Here is a 15,985-nt window from a genome sequence, read left to right on the forward strand (position 1 = left end):
GCCCGTGAGCCAAGAGCCCTTGAACATCCCCAGCGTGCAGCATCTGGTCAGCCCCGAGGAATGGCAGCTGCGCGTGGATCTGGCCGCCTGCTACCGGTTGGTGGCGCTGTACGGCTGGAGCGATCTGGTCTTTACCCACATCAGCGCGCGGCTGCCGGGCCCCGGACATCACTTTCTCATCAACCCCTACGGGCTGATGTTTGACGAGATCACGGCCTCCTCGTTGATCAAGGTGGACCTGGGCTGCAACAAGCTCATGGACTCGCCCTTCCCCGTGAATCCGGCCGGCTTCGTCATCCACAGCGCCGTGCACGAGGCCCGCGCCGATGCGCAATGCGTGATCCATACCCACACGCGTGCCGGCGTGGCCGTGGCGGCCCAGAAGCAAGGTCTGCTGCCCATCAGCCAGCAAAGCACCTTTGTCCTGGGGTCCCTGGCCTATCACGTCTACGAAGGCGTGGCCTTTCGCGAGGACGAGAAGCCGCGCCTGCTGGCCGACATGGGCGGGGCCAACTTCCTCATGCTGCGCAACCACGGTCTGCTGACCTGCGGCCCCACGATTGCCGACGCCTTTCTGTCCATGTACATCTTCGAGTCCGCCTGTCAGATCCAGATCTCTGCCCAGTCCGGCGGCGCCGAACTCACCGAGGTCGATCCGCAGATTCTGCAGGGCATCGCCCATGCCATGAAGGTACAGACCGGCGGCATGGGCGGCCAGTTTGCCTGGCCCGCTCTGCTGCGCAAGCTCGACAGAATCGACCCCGGCTACCGCAGCTGAACGCTGCGCGCGCACAAAAAAAGAGCATCCCGAGGATGCTCTTTTTGCTTGCTCCGGCCAAAGAATCAGACTTCGCCGCGCAGCTTTTCGATGATGCCGTTGAGCTCCTCCAGCGAGCCGAACTGGATGGCGATCTCGCCCATTTCCTGCTGCTTGCCGTGGCGGCGTACGGTCTTCTTGATACGCACTTCGACATCGGCGGTGAGCAGGTCGGACAACTCTTCCTCGATGCGTTTCACGTCGCGCGACTTGCCATCTTTCTTGGCTTTCTGGCGCGTCAGATTGAACTCGGCACCGATCTTCTTGACCAGCGACTCGGCCTCGCGCACCGACATCTTCTTGGCCGCGATCTGGTTGCCTGCCGTGATCTGGGTGGCACGGTCCAGCGTCAGCAGCGCCCGCGCATGGCCCATGTCGATATCGCCGGCCATCAGCATGGTCTGCACGGGCTCGGCCAGATTCAGCAGGCGCAGCAGATTGGTGGCAGCACTGCGCGAGCGGCCCACGGCCTGCGCGGTCTGCTCGTGGGTCAGGCCGAACTCCTTGACCAGACGGGCCAGCCCCTGCGCCTCTTCCAGCGGGTTCAGGTCTTCGCGCTGAATGTTCTCGATCAGCGCCATGGCCGCAGCGGCCTCGTCGGGCACTTCGCGCACCAGCACCGGCACCTCGGACAGACCCGCGATATGCGCGGCACGGAAGCGCCGCTCGCCGGCAATGATTTCGTACTTGCCAGCGTTGTCGCCCCTGGAGAGCTGGCGCACCAGAATCGGCTGCATGATGCCCTGGGCCTTGATGCTCTCGGCCAGCTCATACAAGGCGCCTTCGTCCATGCGGGTGCGCGGCTGGTACTGGCCGGCCACCATCACATTGAGCGCCAGGCTGCTCGGCAGATTGGCCTGCTGCCCGCTCGCAGCGGCCTGTTCTGCTTCACTGACTTTGGGGCCCAGCAGGGCTTCCAGACCTCGTCCCAGGCCCTTGGGTTTCTTAGTCACCATTGCTGAATTCTTTCTTTAAAGGGAGAGCAGCAGCTCATGCCCGGCTTCCCACAGTCCCAGTCCGCTGGCCGTGTTGATATGGCCTGCGGCGCCCGCATTCACAAAACGGCTGCCCCAGCCCTGTGCCATGGCCTGCGCGCGCGCTACAGAGCAATTGGGGTCGTTCTCGCTGCCCACCAGTATCGACGGGAAGGGCAGCTTTTGCAGCAGCACGGGCGACCAACCCGGCAGGACGCCGTGCAGACTCTCCTGCTCGGTGTCGCCGGGTGCCACCAGCAACGCACCACGCACCTTGCTCCTGGCAACCTGAGAATGTGCCGCCCACCAGGACACCAGCACGCAGCCCAGGCTGTGCGCCACCAGGGTGACGGGAGCCGGAGCGTCGAGCACGGTTTCCTGCAGGCGAATGCTCCAGTCGCCGCGCAGCGGATGCTGCCAGCTATGCTGCTCCAGCCGCTGGTAGCCATACCGGTCCTGCCACAGACTCTGCCAATGGCCGGGATCGGAGTTCTGCCAGCCGGGCAGCAACCAGACATGCTGCGGGTTCAGTGCTTCAGAGGTCATGACGGTTGGCGATGGCTGGATGGGAGACTGGGAGCTGTTTCACGTGAAACACTCACATTTTCTTGATGCGGCGCACCATCTCTTCGGCGAACTCGACAAAGGCCTTGCTGCCCTTGGCCGAGGCATCGAACACCACGCCGGGCAGGCCGTAGCTGGGTGCTTCGGCCAAGCGCACATTGCGCGGAATCACGGTATCGAACACCTTGTCGCCGAAATGCTCCTTGAGCTGGTCGCTGACCTGCTGCTGCAGCGTGGTGCGCGGATCGAACATCACGCGCAGCAGACCGATGATCTGCAGGTCGGGATTCATATTGGCATGCACCTGCTTGATGGTGTTGACCAGATCGGTCAGACCTTCCAGTGCAAAGTACTCGCACTGCATGGGCACGATCACGCCATGCGCCGAGCACAGACCGTTCAGAGTCAGCATGGAAAGCGAAGGCGGGCAATCGATCAGCACGAAGTCGTAGTCGGCAGCCACGGCCTGCAGAGCGGTCTTGAGGCGCTCGTTGCGGCGCTCCAGCGAGACCAGCTCGATTTCGGCACCCGACAGCTCGCGGTTGGCGCCCAGCACGTCATAGCCGACCTGCTCGGACTTCTGAGCCACTTCCTTGACGCTGGCGTTTTCCAGCAGCACATCGTAGACCGTCAACTCCAGCGCGCGCTTGTCCACGCCGGAGCCCATGGTGGCATTGCCCTGCGGGTCCAGGTCGATCAGCAACACACGCTGGCCGACCTTGGCCAGACCGGCTGCAAGATTGACCGTGGTCGTGGTCTTGCCCACTCCACCCTTTTGATTGGCAACGCAGAAAATTTTGGCCATTGAACTTCTCTTTTAGTTGGCGGCCAGCTTGAGGCCAAAACCGATCAAAAACACACCGGCTGTTTTTTCCAGCCACTTCACCACGGCCGGGTTGGCACGCAAGCGCTCGGCCAGCACCGTGGTCAGCATCACCACGATGACGCTGTAGATAAAGGTAATTGCTGCCACCGTGGCTGCCATCACACCAAAGGTGATGGCGCCCTGATGCCGGGCCGGGTCCACGAACATGGGAAAGAAGGCCATGTAGAACACGATGGCCTTGGGGTTCATCAGGGTGATCAAAGCACCCTGGCGGAAATACTGGCGCGGCTGGATTTCAATGGCCGGCGCATCGCCAGGCTTGGCCGTGAGCAGCTTGTAGCCCAGCCAGGCCAGATAGGCCGCCCCCACCCATTGCACGGCATGGAAGGCCGCCGGGTAGGCGGCCAGCACCGCAGCCACGCCGGCTACAGCCAGCCACATCAGCACCTGGTCGGCAGCCATCACACCCAGGCAGCAGGCGACGCCGGCTCTCCATCCGCCCTTGCCCGTGGAGGTAATCAAGGCCAGATTGCCTGGTCCAGGGATCAGCAAGAAGACGGTAACGGCGGCTGCAAAAGCGCCGTAATCAGAGATGCCAAACATTCAAACCCTGCGCGATGGAAAACAGCAAGTTTATGCGAGGGCCGTGACCGGCGCATCTGCATTGCACAGATGTTGCCTGACACAGTATGTAAAAAGGCACTTTGCTCCCCTTGGAAACAAAGTGCCCGACCAAGCTTTACCGCTCAAGAAGCCAGTTTCAACCAGATCACGCAGCGCTCGGCATCCAGGCCGGGAACCTGTAATGGTTCCACGTGAAACACCTTCACATCGGCAGGCAGCGCAGCAATTTCCTCATCGGGGTGCTTGCCCTTCATGGCAAACCAGATGCCGTCATCGGCCAGCGCCTTGCGCGACCAGGTGGTGAAGTCCACCAGGGATGCAAAGGCGCGGCAGCTGATGACCGGATACCGGGTCTTGAGGTTTTCCACCCGGTCATGAATGCCGCGCAGATTGGGCAGGCGCAAGGATGCAGCCACCTGCTGGATGAAAGCAGCCTTCTTGCCCACAGTATCCACGCAGTTCACATCGATCTGCGGGCAGCAGATGGCAAACACCACACCGGGCAAACCACCGCCGGAGCCCACATCCAGCAGCGGCAGGCGCTTGCCCTCTTCCTGCGGCAGGCAGTTCACATGCCGCAGCAAGGCGGGTACGGCGGCTAGGCTGTCGAGCAGGTGATGCGTCAGCATCTCCTGGGGATCACGCACCGACGTCAGGTTGTAGACCTTGTTCCATTTCTGCAGCAGATCCATGAAGGACATCAGCAGATCGATCTGCGCCGGAGCCAGTTCCAGCTTCAGTGCCTGAACGCCCTGCTCCAGTTGGGTACGCAAAACCTGGCTCATGCGGAAGCCTCTTCATTCTGATTGGCAAAGCCCTTGAAGCCGCCTTTTTTCAGATGCACCATGAGCAGCGAGATGGCGGCAGGCGTCACTCCCGAAATACGCGAAGCCTGACCCAGGGTTTCGGGCCTGTGCTTTTGCAGCTTCTGGCGCACCTCGAAGGAAAGTGCCGCCACCTGCATGTAGTCGAAGTCCAGCGGCAGACGCAGGCGCTCGAAATGCGCAGCGCGTTCGACTTCATCCTTCTGGCGGTCGATATAGCCAGAGTACTTGGCAGCGATTTCCACCTGCTCGATCACTGGAACGCTGAGTTCGCCCAGCGCCTCGGGCTGCACATCGGCACAGGCGTACTTGCCCTGGTTCATGCCCATGAGCTTGTCGTAATCCACACCGGGGCGACGCAGCAGGTCGAACAGGTTGTATTCGCGCTCCATGGCCTTGCCCAGCACGCGCTCGGACTCTTCCGGAGCCACGACACGCGGGTTCACCCAGGTGGACTTGAGGCGCTCTGTTTCACGTGAAACAGCATCGCGCTTGCGGCTGAAGGAATCCCAGCGCGCATCATCGACCAGACCCATCTGGCGGCCCGCTTCGGTCAGGCGCATATCGGCATTGTCTTCACGCAGCTGCAGGCGGAACTCGGCGCGGCTGGTGAACATGCGGTAAGGCTCGGTCACGCCCTTGGTAATCAGATCGTCGACCAGCACGCCCAGATAGGCCTCGTCACGGCGCGGCATCCAGGGGCCTTCACCACGGCACTGCAGCGCTGCGTTCAAGCCGGCGAACAGGCCCTGGGCGGCCGCCTCTTCATAGCCGGTCGTGCCATTGATCTGACCCGCAAAGAACAGACCTTGAATTTGTTTGGTCTCGAAACTGCTCTTGAGCGAGCGGGGATCGAAATAGTCGTACTCGATGGCATAGCCGGGACGCAGGATATGCGCGTTCTCCAGACCCTTCATGCTTCGCACCAGTTCGTACTGGATGTCGAACGGCAAGCTGGTGGAGATCCCGTTGGGGTAGAACTCGTGCGTGGTCAGGCCTTCGGGCTCCAGAAAGATCTGATGGCTTTCCTTGTCCGCAAAACGGTTGATCTTGTCTTCCACGCTGGGGCAGTAACGCGGACCTACACCCTCGATCTTGCCGGTGAACATGGGACTGCGGTCAAAGCCGCTGCGGATGATCTCGTGCGTACGCGCATTGGTGTGCGTGATCCAGCAAGGCATCTGCCGGGGATGCATGGCACGGTTGCCCATGAAGCTGAATACAGGCACTTCACCCTCGTTCACGCCGCCAGGCATGCCGTCGCCGGGTTGTTCCTCGCACTGGCTGAAATCGATGCTGCGGCCGTCGATGCGGGGGGGCGTGCCGGTCTTCAGGCGCCCCTGTGGCAGCTTGAGTTCCTTCAGGCGTGCCGACAGGCTCACGGCCGGAGGATCTCCGGCACGGCCTGCTGCATAGTTGTTCAGGCCCACGTGAATCTTGCCATCGAGGAAGGTACCCGCGGTCAACACCACGGTGCGGCTGCGGAACTTGAGACCCACCTGGGTGACGGCACCGACCACGCGGTCGCCCTCAACCATCAGATCATCCACGGCCTGCTGGAAGAGCCAGAGATTGGGCTGGTTTTCCAGCATCTCGCGAATCGCGGCCTTGTACAGAATGCGGTCGGCCTGGGCGCGCGTCGCGCGTACGGCCGGGCCCTTGGAGCTGTTCAGGATGCGGAACTGGATGCCGCCCTTGTCTGTCGCCAGGGCCATGGCGCCGCCCAGGGCATCGACCTCCTTGACCAGATGGCCCTTGCCGATACCGCCGATGCTGGGGTTGCAGCTCATCTGCCCCAGGGTTTCGATATTGTGGGTCAGCAGCAATGTCTTGCTGCCCATGCGCGCAGCGGCCAACGCAGCCTCGGTGCCGGCGTGGCCGCCACCGACCACGATCACATCAAATTCCTGTGGGTACAACATATTCCTGCTCCGGGCCAAGCCCGGCCCTTGCCCCTGCACGAAGCAACCATGCCTCGGCTCTCATGGCAGGCGGACATGTTCTCGCGCCATGTCCAGCCCTGCGGGGAACCTGCAATTTTCCCACCATTGGCGCAACAATGCCTTGCCAGGGGGGTTTCACGTGAAACATGGCGGCCTGAAGCCCGGCCTAGATGTTTGCCCTGATAGCCCCGTCTATGCATGAAAAATGCAATCGCTCTGTGCTGCAATCACTGCATGCAAATTCTCATTTTTGCGGGCAGCACCCGCCAGGACTCGTACAACCGCAAGCTGGCCAAGGTGGCAGCCTCCATCGCGGAACAACAAGGCGCACAACCCAGCCTGCTGGAATTGTCGGACTACGACATTCCGCTCTACAACGCCGACCTCGAAGCGCAGGGCACTCCAGCCGATGTCATTCGCCTCAAGCAGGCCATGCACAGCCATGCGGCCTGGATTGTCTGCAGCCCCGAGTACAACGGCAGCTACCCTGCCCTGCTCAAGAACGCGATTGACTGGGCTTCCAGCCCGGTCAAGGGCGATGCACAGTGGTCTGATGGCGTCCTGCCCTTTCGCAACAAGGTCGTCGGCATGGCCAGTGCCTCGCCTGGAGGTCTCGGCGGCCTGAGAGCCCAGTCTCACCTCGCAGCGCTGCTATTGAATCTGGAATGCTGGGTAGCACCGCGCAGCCATGCAGTGAGCCATGCGGCAGAGGCTTTCGATGCCCAGGGTCATCTGCTGCGCGCGCAGAACCAGCAAGGCATGGAGGCTCTTGTGCAGCAGGTGCTGTGGGCTGCAGGGCGCCTGGGCTGAGCAATCTCCTCTCCGATCCGGACTTCTGCCGGCTGCGCATGCATATGAAGTGCAACCGGTTTAGCATGGGCGCTTGTCTTTTCATCGCATAGAGAGCCACTCACCATGAAGCTTTACTACAGCCCCGGCGCTTGCTCCATGTCTCCGCACATCGTGCTGCATGAAGCAGGCCTGCCGCATGAAACCGTGATGGTCAGCACCAAGAGCCACAAGCTCCAGGACGGAACGGATTACTACGGCATCAATCCGCTGGGTTACGTGCCCTTTCTGGTGCTGGACAACGGCGACACCTTGCACGAAGGTCCGGCCATTGTTCAGTACCTCGCCGACCTGGCCCCCGAAAAGAACCTGGCGCCGGCCAACGGCACCGTGGCACGCTACCACCTTCAGGAATGGCTGAATTTCATCAGCACCGAGGTGCACAAGGGCTTCAGCCCCTTGTTCAGCCCCGCAACGCCCGAAGACTTCAAGCCTGTGCTGCTCGGCAATCTGTTCAAGCGCCTGAGCTGGGTCAACGAGCAGCTCGCCAACAAGTCCTATCTGATGGGCGATCAGTTCACCGTGGCCGATGCCTACTTTTTCACGGTCACAGGCTGGGCCCAATTTGTAGGCCTGGACATCTCTGAACTCCAGCACCTTCAGGCTTATCGCGAGCGCATTCTGGCGCGCCCTGCAGTGCAGGCTGCCATGAAGGCAGAGGGCTTGCTCAAGTAAGTTTTTCGACATCCATGCAAACTGAGAACGTGTTTACGATCTCCTCGCGCCGCGACAGAGGCTTTGCGGGATGGGATGCTAGGGGGCGGCCCCCCGCGCGCGATACCGCAGCAATAGCCGTGCTATTGCGAGGATTCGCAACGCCGCAGAGCACCCGCAAAGACACTGTCCCGGAGGGTTGGAGCGAAATCGGGCGATTTTTGCGCGCTGACTCTTGCTTGCACCCCGTTGCAAGCGGCGAGCCATCGCTTCGAATTCATCCCGATTGCGCTCCAACGCGGCTGCGTAGAGATCGTAAATACGTTCTAAGAGCTCGGTACCCCACCGAGCTTTTTTCATCTGGAGTTCTGCATGACCTCATTGTTCGAACCGATTGAAGCAGGCAGCCTGCGTCTGCCCAACCGCATTGCCATGGCACCGCTGACGCGCAACCGCGCCCCCGACGCGATACCCACGCCGCTGATGCAAACCTACTACGTCCAGCGCGCCTCTGCCGGTCTGCTGATCAGCGAAGGCACGGCCATCAGCCACCAGGGACAAGGCTATGCCGATGTGCCCGGTCTTTATGGCGAAGAGCAACTGCGGGCCTGGAAAAAAGTCACCGATGCCGTGCATGCCAAGGGCGGCCGCATCGTCACCCAGCTCTGGCATGTGGGTCGCATCTCCCACAACGTGCTGCAGCCAGACAGCCAGTCCCCGGTCGCGCCCTCCGCGCTGACGGCCCGCTCCAAGACCTATGTGATCGACAAGCAGACGGGGCAAGGCCAGTTCGTCGCCACCTCGGCACCGCGCGCACTCCGGCAGCAGGAGCTGCCGGGCATTGTTCACAGTTTCGCCACCGCCGCGCGCGAAGCCGTACAGTCGGCGGGCTTCGATGGCGTGGAGCTGCATGCAGCCAACGGCTATCTGCTCGATCAATTCCTCAAGACCGGCACCAACCAGCGCAGCGACGACTACGGCGGCAGCATCGAGAACCGCGCCCGTCTGGTGCTGGAATGCGTGCGCTCCGTGGCCGATGCCATCGGTGCCGGAAAGGTCGGCATCCGCATCTCTCCGGTCACGCCAGCCAATGACATCGTGGACGAAAACCCGCAGGTGCTGTTCGAATATCTGGTGCGCCAGCTCGCCCCGCTGGGCCTGTCCTATATCCATGTGATCGAAGGCGCAACAGGCGGTCCGCGCGAGCTGGCGGATCGTCCCTTCGACTACCAGGCACTCAAGCAGGCCTATCGCTCTGCAGGCGGCAAGGGAGCCTGGATGGTCAACAACGGCTATGACCGCCAGTTGGCCGCGCGCGCTGTGGAAAGCGGCTATGCCGATGTCGTGGCCTTCGGCAAGGCCTATATCTCCAACCCCGATCTGGTGCATCGTCTGCGCGACGATCTGCCGCTCAATGCCTGGAACAGCGAACGTTTCTACGGGGGCGGTGCCGATGGTTATACCGACTACCCGGCACTCGCCAGCCAGTAAGCACCGCCCATCCAGCTCCGGCCCTTTTCCGATCGCGCCGGCAGTCATTGGGAGGAAAACAAAAAGCCCGGTGCATCACTGCAATCGGGCTTTTTTCATGGAACGAGCCGCTCAGGGATGAGCCGCTCAAGGCTTATGCATGTTCCAGCAATTGCGCCTTCTGACCGGGCAAAGCGGTCTGAGCGGATGCAGGCACCGCCGGTGCCATGCCGGGATGAGCCGTGCCTCTGGGGCTGCGCATGACTGCATGCATCGCGCCGCCGGCCAGCTTGAACTGGCTGACCAGCTGTGCCAGTCGCGCCGCCTGCTCGCGCAGCGATTCTGCGGCGGCGGCAGACTCTTCCACCAGGGCCGCATTCTGCTGGGTCATGCGGTCGATATCACCCACGGCCTGATTGACCTGGCCGATGCCCAGCGACTGCTCGCTGGACGCCGCCGTAATCTCGCCGATGATGTCGCCCACGCGCTGCGCGCTGTCCACGGTCTCCTGCATGGCCTTGCCTGCGCTCTCCACCTGGCGCGCGCCCACGTCCACGGTCTGCACGCTGGTGTTGATCAACGATTTGATCTCGTTGGCGGCCTGGGCCGAACGCTGGGCAAGGCTGCGCACCTCGGCCGCCACCACGGCAAAACCACGGCCCTGCTCGCCGGCACGGGCTGCTTCCACAGCGGCATTCAGCGCCAGGATATTGGTCTGGAAAGCAATGGAATCAATCAGGCCGATGATGTCGCCGATCTTGCGGCTGGAGGCCGAAATCTCCTGCATGCTGTTGACGGCCTGGCCGACAATCTCTCCGCCCTGCACGGCCGTCGAAGAGGCCGAAGCTGCCAGCTGGTTGGCCAGCTGCGAAGACGATGCGGTCTGCTGCACCGTGGCCGTCAGCTGAGCCAGCGACGCGACGGTTTCCTGCAGATTGCTGGCAGTCTGTTCGGTGCGGGCCGACAGATCCTGATTGCCCGTGGCAATTTCCTGGCTGGCCGTGGCGATATTGCCGCTGGCATCGCGCACCTGGGCCACCGTGGTGCTCAGCGATTGCTGCATCTGGTCCAGCGCACGCTGCAGATCCGTCAGCTCATCCTTGCCGCTGACCTCGACCCTGTGCGACAGATCGCCGCCGGCAATCGTCAGTGCCATCTGGCGGGCCACTTCAAGCGGACGGCAGATGGACAGCATGTTCAGCAAAGTCAGCGGAATCACCACCACCAGCGCCAGGATCACGGCCGCCACAAACATCCAGCGTGTCTGGTCGGCCACGTCGCGCTCGGCTGCGGCCAGTGCATTGGCCTGCTCACGCAGCAAGTTGTCCAGCTGCGCCAGCAGCTTGTCGGCCTCCATGACTTCGGCCAGAGCCTTGCCGCTCATGCGGTTGGCCGTGGTGGCCGAGTCATAGCCACCGGCTTCAAGCTGGCGCGCAACAGGCTCGAAGAGCTTTCGATAAGCGTCGATGTGCCCAATGATGCTCTTGGTCAGCTGTGCGTCCTGCGCGTTCTGGTCGGTCACAAACTTGCCCAATGTCACCTTGGATTTGTCGATGAACATGACCCATTGCTGATAGGCCTTGCGCACCTCTTCGGGCTTTTCGTACTGGATGACCATGTCCTTCTCGCTGGAACGGATGCCACCCAACTCGGTGCGCAACTGCGCCATATGGCCCGATTTGACAAAGGCGTTGCTCAGAAACTCCTGACTCATGTCCTGGATGCGGAACATGCCCAACATCCCGGCGCCCCCCAGCAGACTCAGCAACACCATCACCACACCAATGGCGCCCAGCATGCGCGTGCGGATGGTGAAGCCCCGCATCATTTCCAACAGACTCATGAATCCCTCTCCACTTTGAACGACTGGCATTGTCGGGCCAGAACTTGCAAATTGTTTCAGATTGTCACCGACACCAAGAAAAACCCGTGACTGCGATGCCCAAGCCATGGCGATCAGCAATATGACAAGTTCTTATCGGCAGTCTTTGCGGCTTATCAACCCTGCCGGCTTCATGTCTTGTCAAAGGCTTGACCTTGCCATGATGTTAGGGTTAACCATTCAAGACATGGAGTCCGCCAGTCCGGTCGACTCACTTTCTGAAGGAGCCATCCATGCAACAAGTTTTTGAAGTTCAAGGCATGACCTGCGGCCACTGCGAACGCGCCGTCACCAATGCCATCCAGGGCGTCGATGCCCAGGCGCAGATCAGGATCGACCGCGCCGCCAACCGAGTGGAAGTCGAAACCGGCGCCAGCCGCGAGGCCGTGGCAGCCGCCATTGCCGAAGAGGGCTACAAGGTAGCCTGAGCGCAGCCTCACCCACCGCGCCAGCACCTCACGCGAGCCACCAGAAGGCCGCTGGCGCGTTTTTTCAGGATCGTCCATGCCCAACCACCCATCGACACAAAAAATCGCTCAAAACTGGCCTGTCGTCATCGGCGAGGCTGCACGCCGCGCCGGGGTTTCTGCGCGCATGGTGCGTCACTACGAGTCACTGGGCCTGCTGCCACCCGTGCACCGTACCGACAGCGGCTATCGCCAGTACACCGAAGCCGATGTGCATGCGCTGCGCTTCATCCGCCGCGGGCGCGATCTCGGCTTTTCCATGGACGAGATCGCCACCCTGCTCGGCCTGTGGCAGGACCAGGGCCGCGCCAGCAGCCAGGTCAAGGCCATCGCGCAAAAGCACATCGCCACGCTGACCGAGCGCATCGCCGCCATGCAGTCCATGCAGCGCACGCTGCAGACTCTGGTGCATTGCTGCCATGGGGATGACAGGCCGGACTGCCCCATCCTCGACGACCTGGCCAGCGCGGACACCGACCTGACTCCGGCCCATCACGAACCCTGGGCTCCCACTCCGAGAAGCCGGCGCAGGGCTGCGGCCTGAGGCTGCTCATGGGTTTCACGTGAAACCATCGCCGCCCACGCAGGGCCGCGTCAACAATGAGACATGTTGCACTGCAGCAAATACTGCAGAATACTCTGTGCGATGAATGCGGTTGCTCTCATTCATCTTTTCAAATCACTCAAGCACAAGCATTGCCAACGCGATGCAGGAGACAAACCATGAGCACCAGAGACATCTTCGTTGTCAGCGCCGCGCGCACGGCCATCGGCACTTTTGGCGGCAGCCTCAAGGACGTTCCCAACGCCCAGCTGGCCACCACCGTGGTCAAGGCCGCCATTGCGCGTGCCGGCATCGCTGCCGACACTGTGGGTCATGTGGTGATGGGCAACGTCATCCCCACCGACACGCGCGACGCCTACCTGTCCCGCGTGGCGGCCGTGGACGCCGGCTGCTCCATCGAAACCCCGGCCTACAACGTCAACCGCCTGTGCGGCTCTGGCCTGCAGGCCATCGTCTCGGCAGCTCAATCGATTGCGCTGGGCGACTGCGAAGTGGCCATTGGCGCCGGCTCCGAATCCATGAGCCGTGGCCCCTACTTCGACATAGCCGCGCGCTGGGGCGCACGCATGGGCGATGCCAAGAGCATCGACTACATGCTGGGCATCCTGCACGACCCCTGGCAAAAAATGCATATGGGCATCACTGCTGAAAACGTGGCCGAGCGCTACAAGATCAGCCGCGTGATGCAGGACGAGCTGGCCGTCATCAGCCAGCAACGCGCCGCTGCCGCCATCGAGGCCGGCCGCTTCAAGGAGCAGATCGTTCCCGTGGAAATTGCCAGCCGCAAGGGCGTGGTGCTGTTCGACACCGACGAGCATGTGCGCGCCGCCACCACGCTGGACACCCTGGCCGGCATGAAGCCCGCGTTCAAGAAGGAAGGCGGCACGGTCACTGCCGGCAACGCCTCCGGCATCAACGACGGCGCAGCTGCCGTGCTGATGATGAGCGAGCAGGCCCTGAAGTCTTCCGGCGCCAAGCCCATTGCCCGTCTGGTCGGCTACGCCCACGCCGGCGTCGATCCCGCATACATGGGCATCGGCCCGGTCCCTGCCACGCAGAAGGTGCTGGCACGCACCGGCCTGAAGATTGAGCAGATAGACGTGATCGAAGCCAACGAAGCCTTCGCCGCCCAGGCCTGCGCCGTGATTCAGGAGCTGGCTCTGGACCCTGCCAAGGTAAACCCCAGCGGCTCCGGCATCTCCCTGGGCCACCCCGTGGGTGCGACCGGCGCCATCATCACCACCAAGGCGCTCTACGAGCTGCAGCGCACTGGCGGCCGCTATGCGCTGGTGACCATGTGCATCGGTGGCGGCCAGGGTATCGCCGCGATTTTCGAACGCGTCTGAAGCACATATTCCAGGCGTCTAATACGCCCATGAAAAAGGCCTGCCAGATCGCTCTGGCAGGCCTTTTTTGATAGCTTCTTGCGCTTGCTAGTGCTTGATTTCAGCATTAATAAATACTGAATTCATTGCCTGTAAAGCGCAGACAGCTACATCATCCATAGCGTCAAAACGGTGCCTCTTCCGGGGCCGTATCGGCGGGCGCCGTGGCCGGCCCGGTGACCGTCCCCTGGCTCCGCCCCTGTGCCAGACGCACGGGCAGGGTTTCTGCGGCAGGAGCCGACGACAGCGATGCAGGCAGGCCGTCGCCCAGGCCCGTGCGCCCTTCCCCGCCCAGCGCCTCGATCAGATCGGGAATCAGGCGCGAGAGCTCGCCCGTGGCAATCGCCACATCGGTATCGAAACCGCCATCGTCCTGGCTGTTGCCGTCCATCACTGCGTCAAGCAACGCGATCTTCTTGATCTGCAGACCTTCGCTGAGCACAAAGCTCACGCGGTCATCCCAGGTCATGGCCAGCTTGGTCGGCAACTTGCCATGCTCGATGTGCTGGCGCACCTCGTCGATATCGAGCGGGTGGCGCGCATAGCGCACCACGGCCTTGGACTCATCGGCGGCCTTGAGCTCGCACTCGCGGTCTATGGAAAAACCTGCGGGCGGCTCCTGCGTCATCAGCCAGTGCGCCATGGCAGCCTGCGGACTGGTTTGCGTATCCAGCAGCGCCAATGCAAAGCCGGGCAGGCCTTCCACCAGCAGAGTCACGATCTCGTCGGCACGACCTTGCGCACTGGTATCGAGCACCAGCGTGCGCGCCTGCGCATCGATCCAGACCCACATGGCTCCCTGCTTGGTGAAGGCCATGGGCAGCAGGTCCAGCTTGGCCTCGTCCTTGAGCTCTTTCTTTTCCTTCTTGCCGGGCTTGCGGCCCTCGGTCTTTTCGATGTGCTCGGCCTTCTCGTTGACCTTGCGGTTGAGCACGCTGGCCGGCAGCATCTTGGACTCGCTCATGAAGCGCATCACCCACTGGCCGGCCACGCTTTCCGCCAGCGGGCCATGGGCCTCGCCGCGCGGCGGCACCCAGCCCACGGAACGCTCCTGGGTCGCGCCGCACTCCTCAAACACCGTCTTTTGCAGCGCATCTTCGAGCTGCTGCAGATCGCCCTGCCAGCTCTCGGCAATGCGATAAACAATCATGTTCTTGAACATCAAAAACCTTTGCTAAACCTTCAATCGTCGCCAGCTCCTGCAGCTGGATCTCGCGGAAAAAAATCGGCCGCCAATGCAGCCCATGCATGCATTGTTGCGCAGTCGCAGCCACTCAAACTTATCAAATCTTTACAGAGCGGCTGCAAAACCTCACGTCTCAGAAACATGGGGGGTCCACACTTCAGTCATCCGCTACCGAATGCCCATTCAGGAGCAAGACCAGGCGGCCACTTCTTCCACTTCAACCGAAAAGGAAACAGACATGACCCGCTTTCGCCAGACATTGACCGGCGCCGCTGTTGCAACCGCCCTGCTCGCCTCGCTGAGCCTGCCCAGCTTTGCCCAGACTACTCCCCCCGCTGAGCAGCCTGCTGCAGCTCAAAAAGCACCCGAGCCGCACAAGCACCAGCGTGGTGACAAGCGCGGCGACCGCATGGAGCATATGAAGCAGCGCATGGAAAAACTCAAGGCCGATCTGAAGCTGACGCCTGCGCAGCAAGCTGCCTGGACCACCTACACGCAAGCCATGAAACCCGGTGAGCGCCCTGCCCCCGGCGACCGCGAAGCCTTTGCCAAGCTGACCACGCCCGAGCGCATCGACAAGATGCGTGAAATGCGCGGCAAGCGCATGGCGGAAATGGACCGCCGTGCCGAAGCCACCAAGGCCTTCTACGCCCAGCTCAATGCCGAGCAGAAAAAGACCTTCGATGCAGCCACCCTGCACATGCATCACCAGCGCGGTGAGCACCATCATGGCCACCATGGCGGCAAACCCGGCCAAGAGCGTCCCGCAGCTCCTGCCCCTGCGGCAAAGTAAGCCGAGTTCAATCGCCTTCTCCATAAAAGCCCCCGGTCGTCATGACCGGGGGCTTTTTTCATTTCGATATCAATTGGCTGACTACCAACGCAAGCGCTTGCCGACAGAACATTTATTCACAAGCTTCTAAATTCATATCCACAGAGGGAGCGAAATCAAGGC

The 15,985-nt window shown here is 61.9% G+C and carries 16 protein-coding genes; 8 read left to right on the top strand and 8 right to left on the bottom strand.

Annotated elements, in window-relative coordinates; translation table 11 throughout:
- Positions 1-4 precede the first annotated feature (4 nt).
- Positions 5-778, top strand: coding sequence for a class II aldolase/adducin family protein (locus EIC84_RS12420; protein ID WP_003065274.1), 774 nt, complete (start codon positions 5-7; stop codon positions 776-778).
- A gap of 65 nt (positions 779-843) precedes the next feature.
- Here EIC84_RS12420 and EIC84_RS12425 read toward each other — a convergent pair whose 3' ends face one another.
- The 6 genes from EIC84_RS12425 to mnmG form a co-directional block, all read right to left on the bottom strand.
- Positions 844-1,773 (bottom strand): ParB/RepB/Spo0J family partition protein, encoded by a 930-nt coding sequence (locus EIC84_RS12425; protein WP_003065276.1) that lies wholly within the window; start codon positions 1,771-1,773, stop codon positions 844-846.
- A gap of 15 nt (positions 1,774-1,788) precedes the next feature.
- Positions 1,789-2,337, bottom strand: a complete 549-nt coding sequence (locus EIC84_RS12430; RefSeq protein WP_003065279.1) for an alpha/beta hydrolase — start codon at positions 2,335-2,337, stop codon at positions 1,789-1,791.
- Positions 2,338-2,389: 52 nt separating this feature from the next.
- Positions 2,390-3,160 carry a ParA family protein gene (locus EIC84_RS12435; protein ID WP_003059963.1) on the bottom strand — a complete coding sequence of 257 codons (771 nt, stop codon included), beginning with the start codon at positions 3,158-3,160 and terminating at the stop codon, positions 2,390-2,392.
- Positions 3,161-3,172: 12 nt separating this feature from the next.
- Complete coding sequence (locus tag EIC84_RS12440; RefSeq protein ID WP_003065281.1) at positions 3,173-3,784, bottom strand: LysE family translocator; 612 nt, start codon at positions 3,782-3,784, stop codon at positions 3,173-3,175.
- Between the two features lie 143 nt (positions 3,785-3,927).
- Positions 3,928-4,590, bottom strand: coding sequence for a 16S rRNA (guanine(527)-N(7))-methyltransferase RsmG (gene rsmG / locus EIC84_RS12445; protein WP_003065284.1), 663 nt, complete (start codon positions 4,588-4,590; stop codon positions 3,928-3,930).
- Positions 4,587-6,551, bottom strand: coding sequence for a tRNA uridine-5-carboxymethylaminomethyl(34) synthesis enzyme MnmG (gene mnmG / locus EIC84_RS12450; protein ID WP_003065286.1), 1,965 nt, complete (start codon positions 6,549-6,551; stop codon positions 4,587-4,589). The genes rsmG and mnmG overlap by 4 nt, the downstream gene beginning before the upstream one ends.
- Before the next feature lie 255 nt (positions 6,552-6,806).
- Between mnmG and EIC84_RS12455 the strand changes: the two genes are divergently transcribed.
- The 3 genes from EIC84_RS12455 (at position 6,807) to EIC84_RS12465 (ending at position 9,566) form a co-directional block, all read left to right on the top strand.
- A complete protein-coding gene (locus tag EIC84_RS12455) occupies positions 6,807-7,382 on the top strand; it encodes an NADPH-dependent FMN reductase (protein ID WP_003065289.1) in 576 nt (191 codons plus the stop codon).
- Between the two features lie 105 nt (positions 7,383-7,487).
- Positions 7,488-8,096 carry a glutathione transferase GstA gene (gene gstA, locus EIC84_RS12460; protein ID WP_003065291.1) on the top strand — a complete coding sequence of 203 codons (609 nt, stop codon included), beginning with the start codon at positions 7,488-7,490 and terminating at the stop codon, positions 8,094-8,096.
- Positions 8,097-8,447: 351 nt separating this feature from the next.
- A complete protein-coding gene (locus EIC84_RS12465) occupies positions 8,448-9,566 on the top strand; it encodes an alkene reductase (RefSeq protein WP_003065293.1) in 1,119 nt (372 codons plus the stop codon).
- 133 nt (positions 9,567-9,699) lie between these two features.
- Here the strand turns inward: EIC84_RS12465 and EIC84_RS12470 are convergent, their stop codons facing one another.
- Entirely contained in the window at positions 9,700-11,388 is a 1,689-nt protein-coding gene (locus EIC84_RS12470; RefSeq protein ID WP_003065295.1) for a methyl-accepting chemotaxis protein, read from the bottom strand.
- A 272-nt stretch (positions 11,389-11,660) separates the two neighbouring features.
- On the opposite strand from EIC84_RS12470, the gene EIC84_RS12475 reads away from it, so the two are divergent.
- The 3 genes from EIC84_RS12475 to EIC84_RS12485 all read left to right on the top strand — a co-directional run bounded on the left by EIC84_RS12475 (position 11,661) and on the right by EIC84_RS12485 (position 13,805).
- On the top strand, positions 11,661-11,855 hold the full coding sequence (locus EIC84_RS12475) for a heavy-metal-associated domain-containing protein (RefSeq protein ID WP_003065297.1): 195 nt from the start codon (positions 11,661-11,663) through the stop codon (positions 11,853-11,855).
- 76 nt (positions 11,856-11,931) lie between these two features.
- The gene (gene cueR, locus EIC84_RS12480) at positions 11,932-12,438 is read left to right on the top strand and encodes a Cu(I)-responsive transcriptional regulator (RefSeq protein WP_003065300.1); all 507 of its coding nucleotides are present in this window, start codon (positions 11,932-11,934) and stop codon (positions 12,436-12,438) included.
- Positions 12,439-12,617: 179 nt separating this feature from the next.
- Complete coding sequence (locus EIC84_RS12485; protein ID WP_003065301.1) at positions 12,618-13,805, top strand: acetyl-CoA C-acyltransferase family protein; 1,188 nt, start codon at positions 12,618-12,620, stop codon at positions 13,803-13,805.
- A 163-nt stretch (positions 13,806-13,968) separates the two neighbouring features.
- Here EIC84_RS12485 and EIC84_RS12490 read toward each other — a convergent pair whose 3' ends face one another.
- Complete coding sequence (locus EIC84_RS12490) at positions 13,969-15,006, bottom strand: recombination-associated protein RdgC (protein ID WP_003065303.1); 1,038 nt, start codon at positions 15,004-15,006, stop codon at positions 13,969-13,971.
- 262 nt (positions 15,007-15,268) lie between these two features.
- Between EIC84_RS12490 and EIC84_RS12495 the strand changes: the two genes are divergently transcribed.
- Positions 15,269-15,823 carry a Spy/CpxP family protein refolding chaperone gene (locus EIC84_RS12495; RefSeq protein ID WP_003065306.1) on the top strand — a complete coding sequence of 185 codons (555 nt, stop codon included), beginning with the start codon at positions 15,269-15,271 and terminating at the stop codon, positions 15,821-15,823.
- The last annotated feature ends 162 nt before the right edge of the window (positions 15,824-15,985 follow it).

The sequence above is a fragment of the Comamonas sp. A23 genome (assembly GCF_004522605.1).
Classification (GTDB): Bacteria; Pseudomonadota; Gammaproteobacteria; order Burkholderiales; family Burkholderiaceae_C; genus Comamonas; species Comamonas thiooxydans.

Bases quoted from the DNA above. Each gene is read 5' to 3' on its own strand.
- EIC84_RS12425 (WP_003065276.1), bottom strand. From the start codon at position 1,773: ATGGTGACTAAGAAACCCAAGGGCCTGGGACGAGGTCTGGAAGCCCTG.
- EIC84_RS12430 (WP_003065279.1), bottom strand. From the start codon at position 2,337: ATGACCTCTGAAGCACTGAACCCGCAGCATGTCTGGTTGCTGCCCGGC.
- EIC84_RS12435 (WP_003059963.1), bottom strand. From the start codon at position 3,160: ATGGCCAAAATTTTCTGCGTTGCCAATCAAAAGGGTGGAGTGGGCAAG.
- EIC84_RS12440 (WP_003065281.1), bottom strand. From the start codon at position 3,784: ATGTTTGGCATCTCTGATTACGGCGCTTTTGCAGCCGCCGTTACCGTC.
- rsmG (WP_003065284.1), bottom strand. From the start codon at position 4,590: ATGAGCCAGGTTTTGCGTACCCAACTGGAGCAGGGCGTTCAGGCACTG.
- mnmG (WP_003065286.1), bottom strand. From the start codon at position 6,551: ATGTTGTACCCACAGGAATTTGATGTGATCGTGGTCGGTGGCGGCCAC.
- EIC84_RS12455 (WP_003065289.1), top strand. From the start codon at position 6,807: ATGCAAATTCTCATTTTTGCGGGCAGCACCCGCCAGGACTCGTACAAC.
- gstA (WP_003065291.1), top strand. From the start codon at position 7,488: ATGAAGCTTTACTACAGCCCCGGCGCTTGCTCCATGTCTCCGCACATC.
- EIC84_RS12465 (WP_003065293.1), top strand. From the start codon at position 8,448: ATGACCTCATTGTTCGAACCGATTGAAGCAGGCAGCCTGCGTCTGCCC.
- EIC84_RS12470 (WP_003065295.1), bottom strand. From the start codon at position 11,388: ATGAGTCTGTTGGAAATGATGCGGGGCTTCACCATCCGCACGCGCATG.
- EIC84_RS12475 (WP_003065297.1), top strand. From the start codon at position 11,661: ATGCAACAAGTTTTTGAAGTTCAAGGCATGACCTGCGGCCACTGCGAA.
- cueR (WP_003065300.1), top strand. From the start codon at position 11,932: ATGCCCAACCACCCATCGACACAAAAAATCGCTCAAAACTGGCCTGTC.
- EIC84_RS12485 (WP_003065301.1), top strand. From the start codon at position 12,618: ATGAGCACCAGAGACATCTTCGTTGTCAGCGCCGCGCGCACGGCCATC.
- EIC84_RS12490 (WP_003065303.1), bottom strand. From the start codon at position 15,006: ATGTTCAAGAACATGATTGTTTATCGCATTGCCGAGAGCTGGCAGGGC.
- EIC84_RS12495 (WP_003065306.1), top strand. From the start codon at position 15,269: ATGACCCGCTTTCGCCAGACATTGACCGGCGCCGCTGTTGCAACCGCC.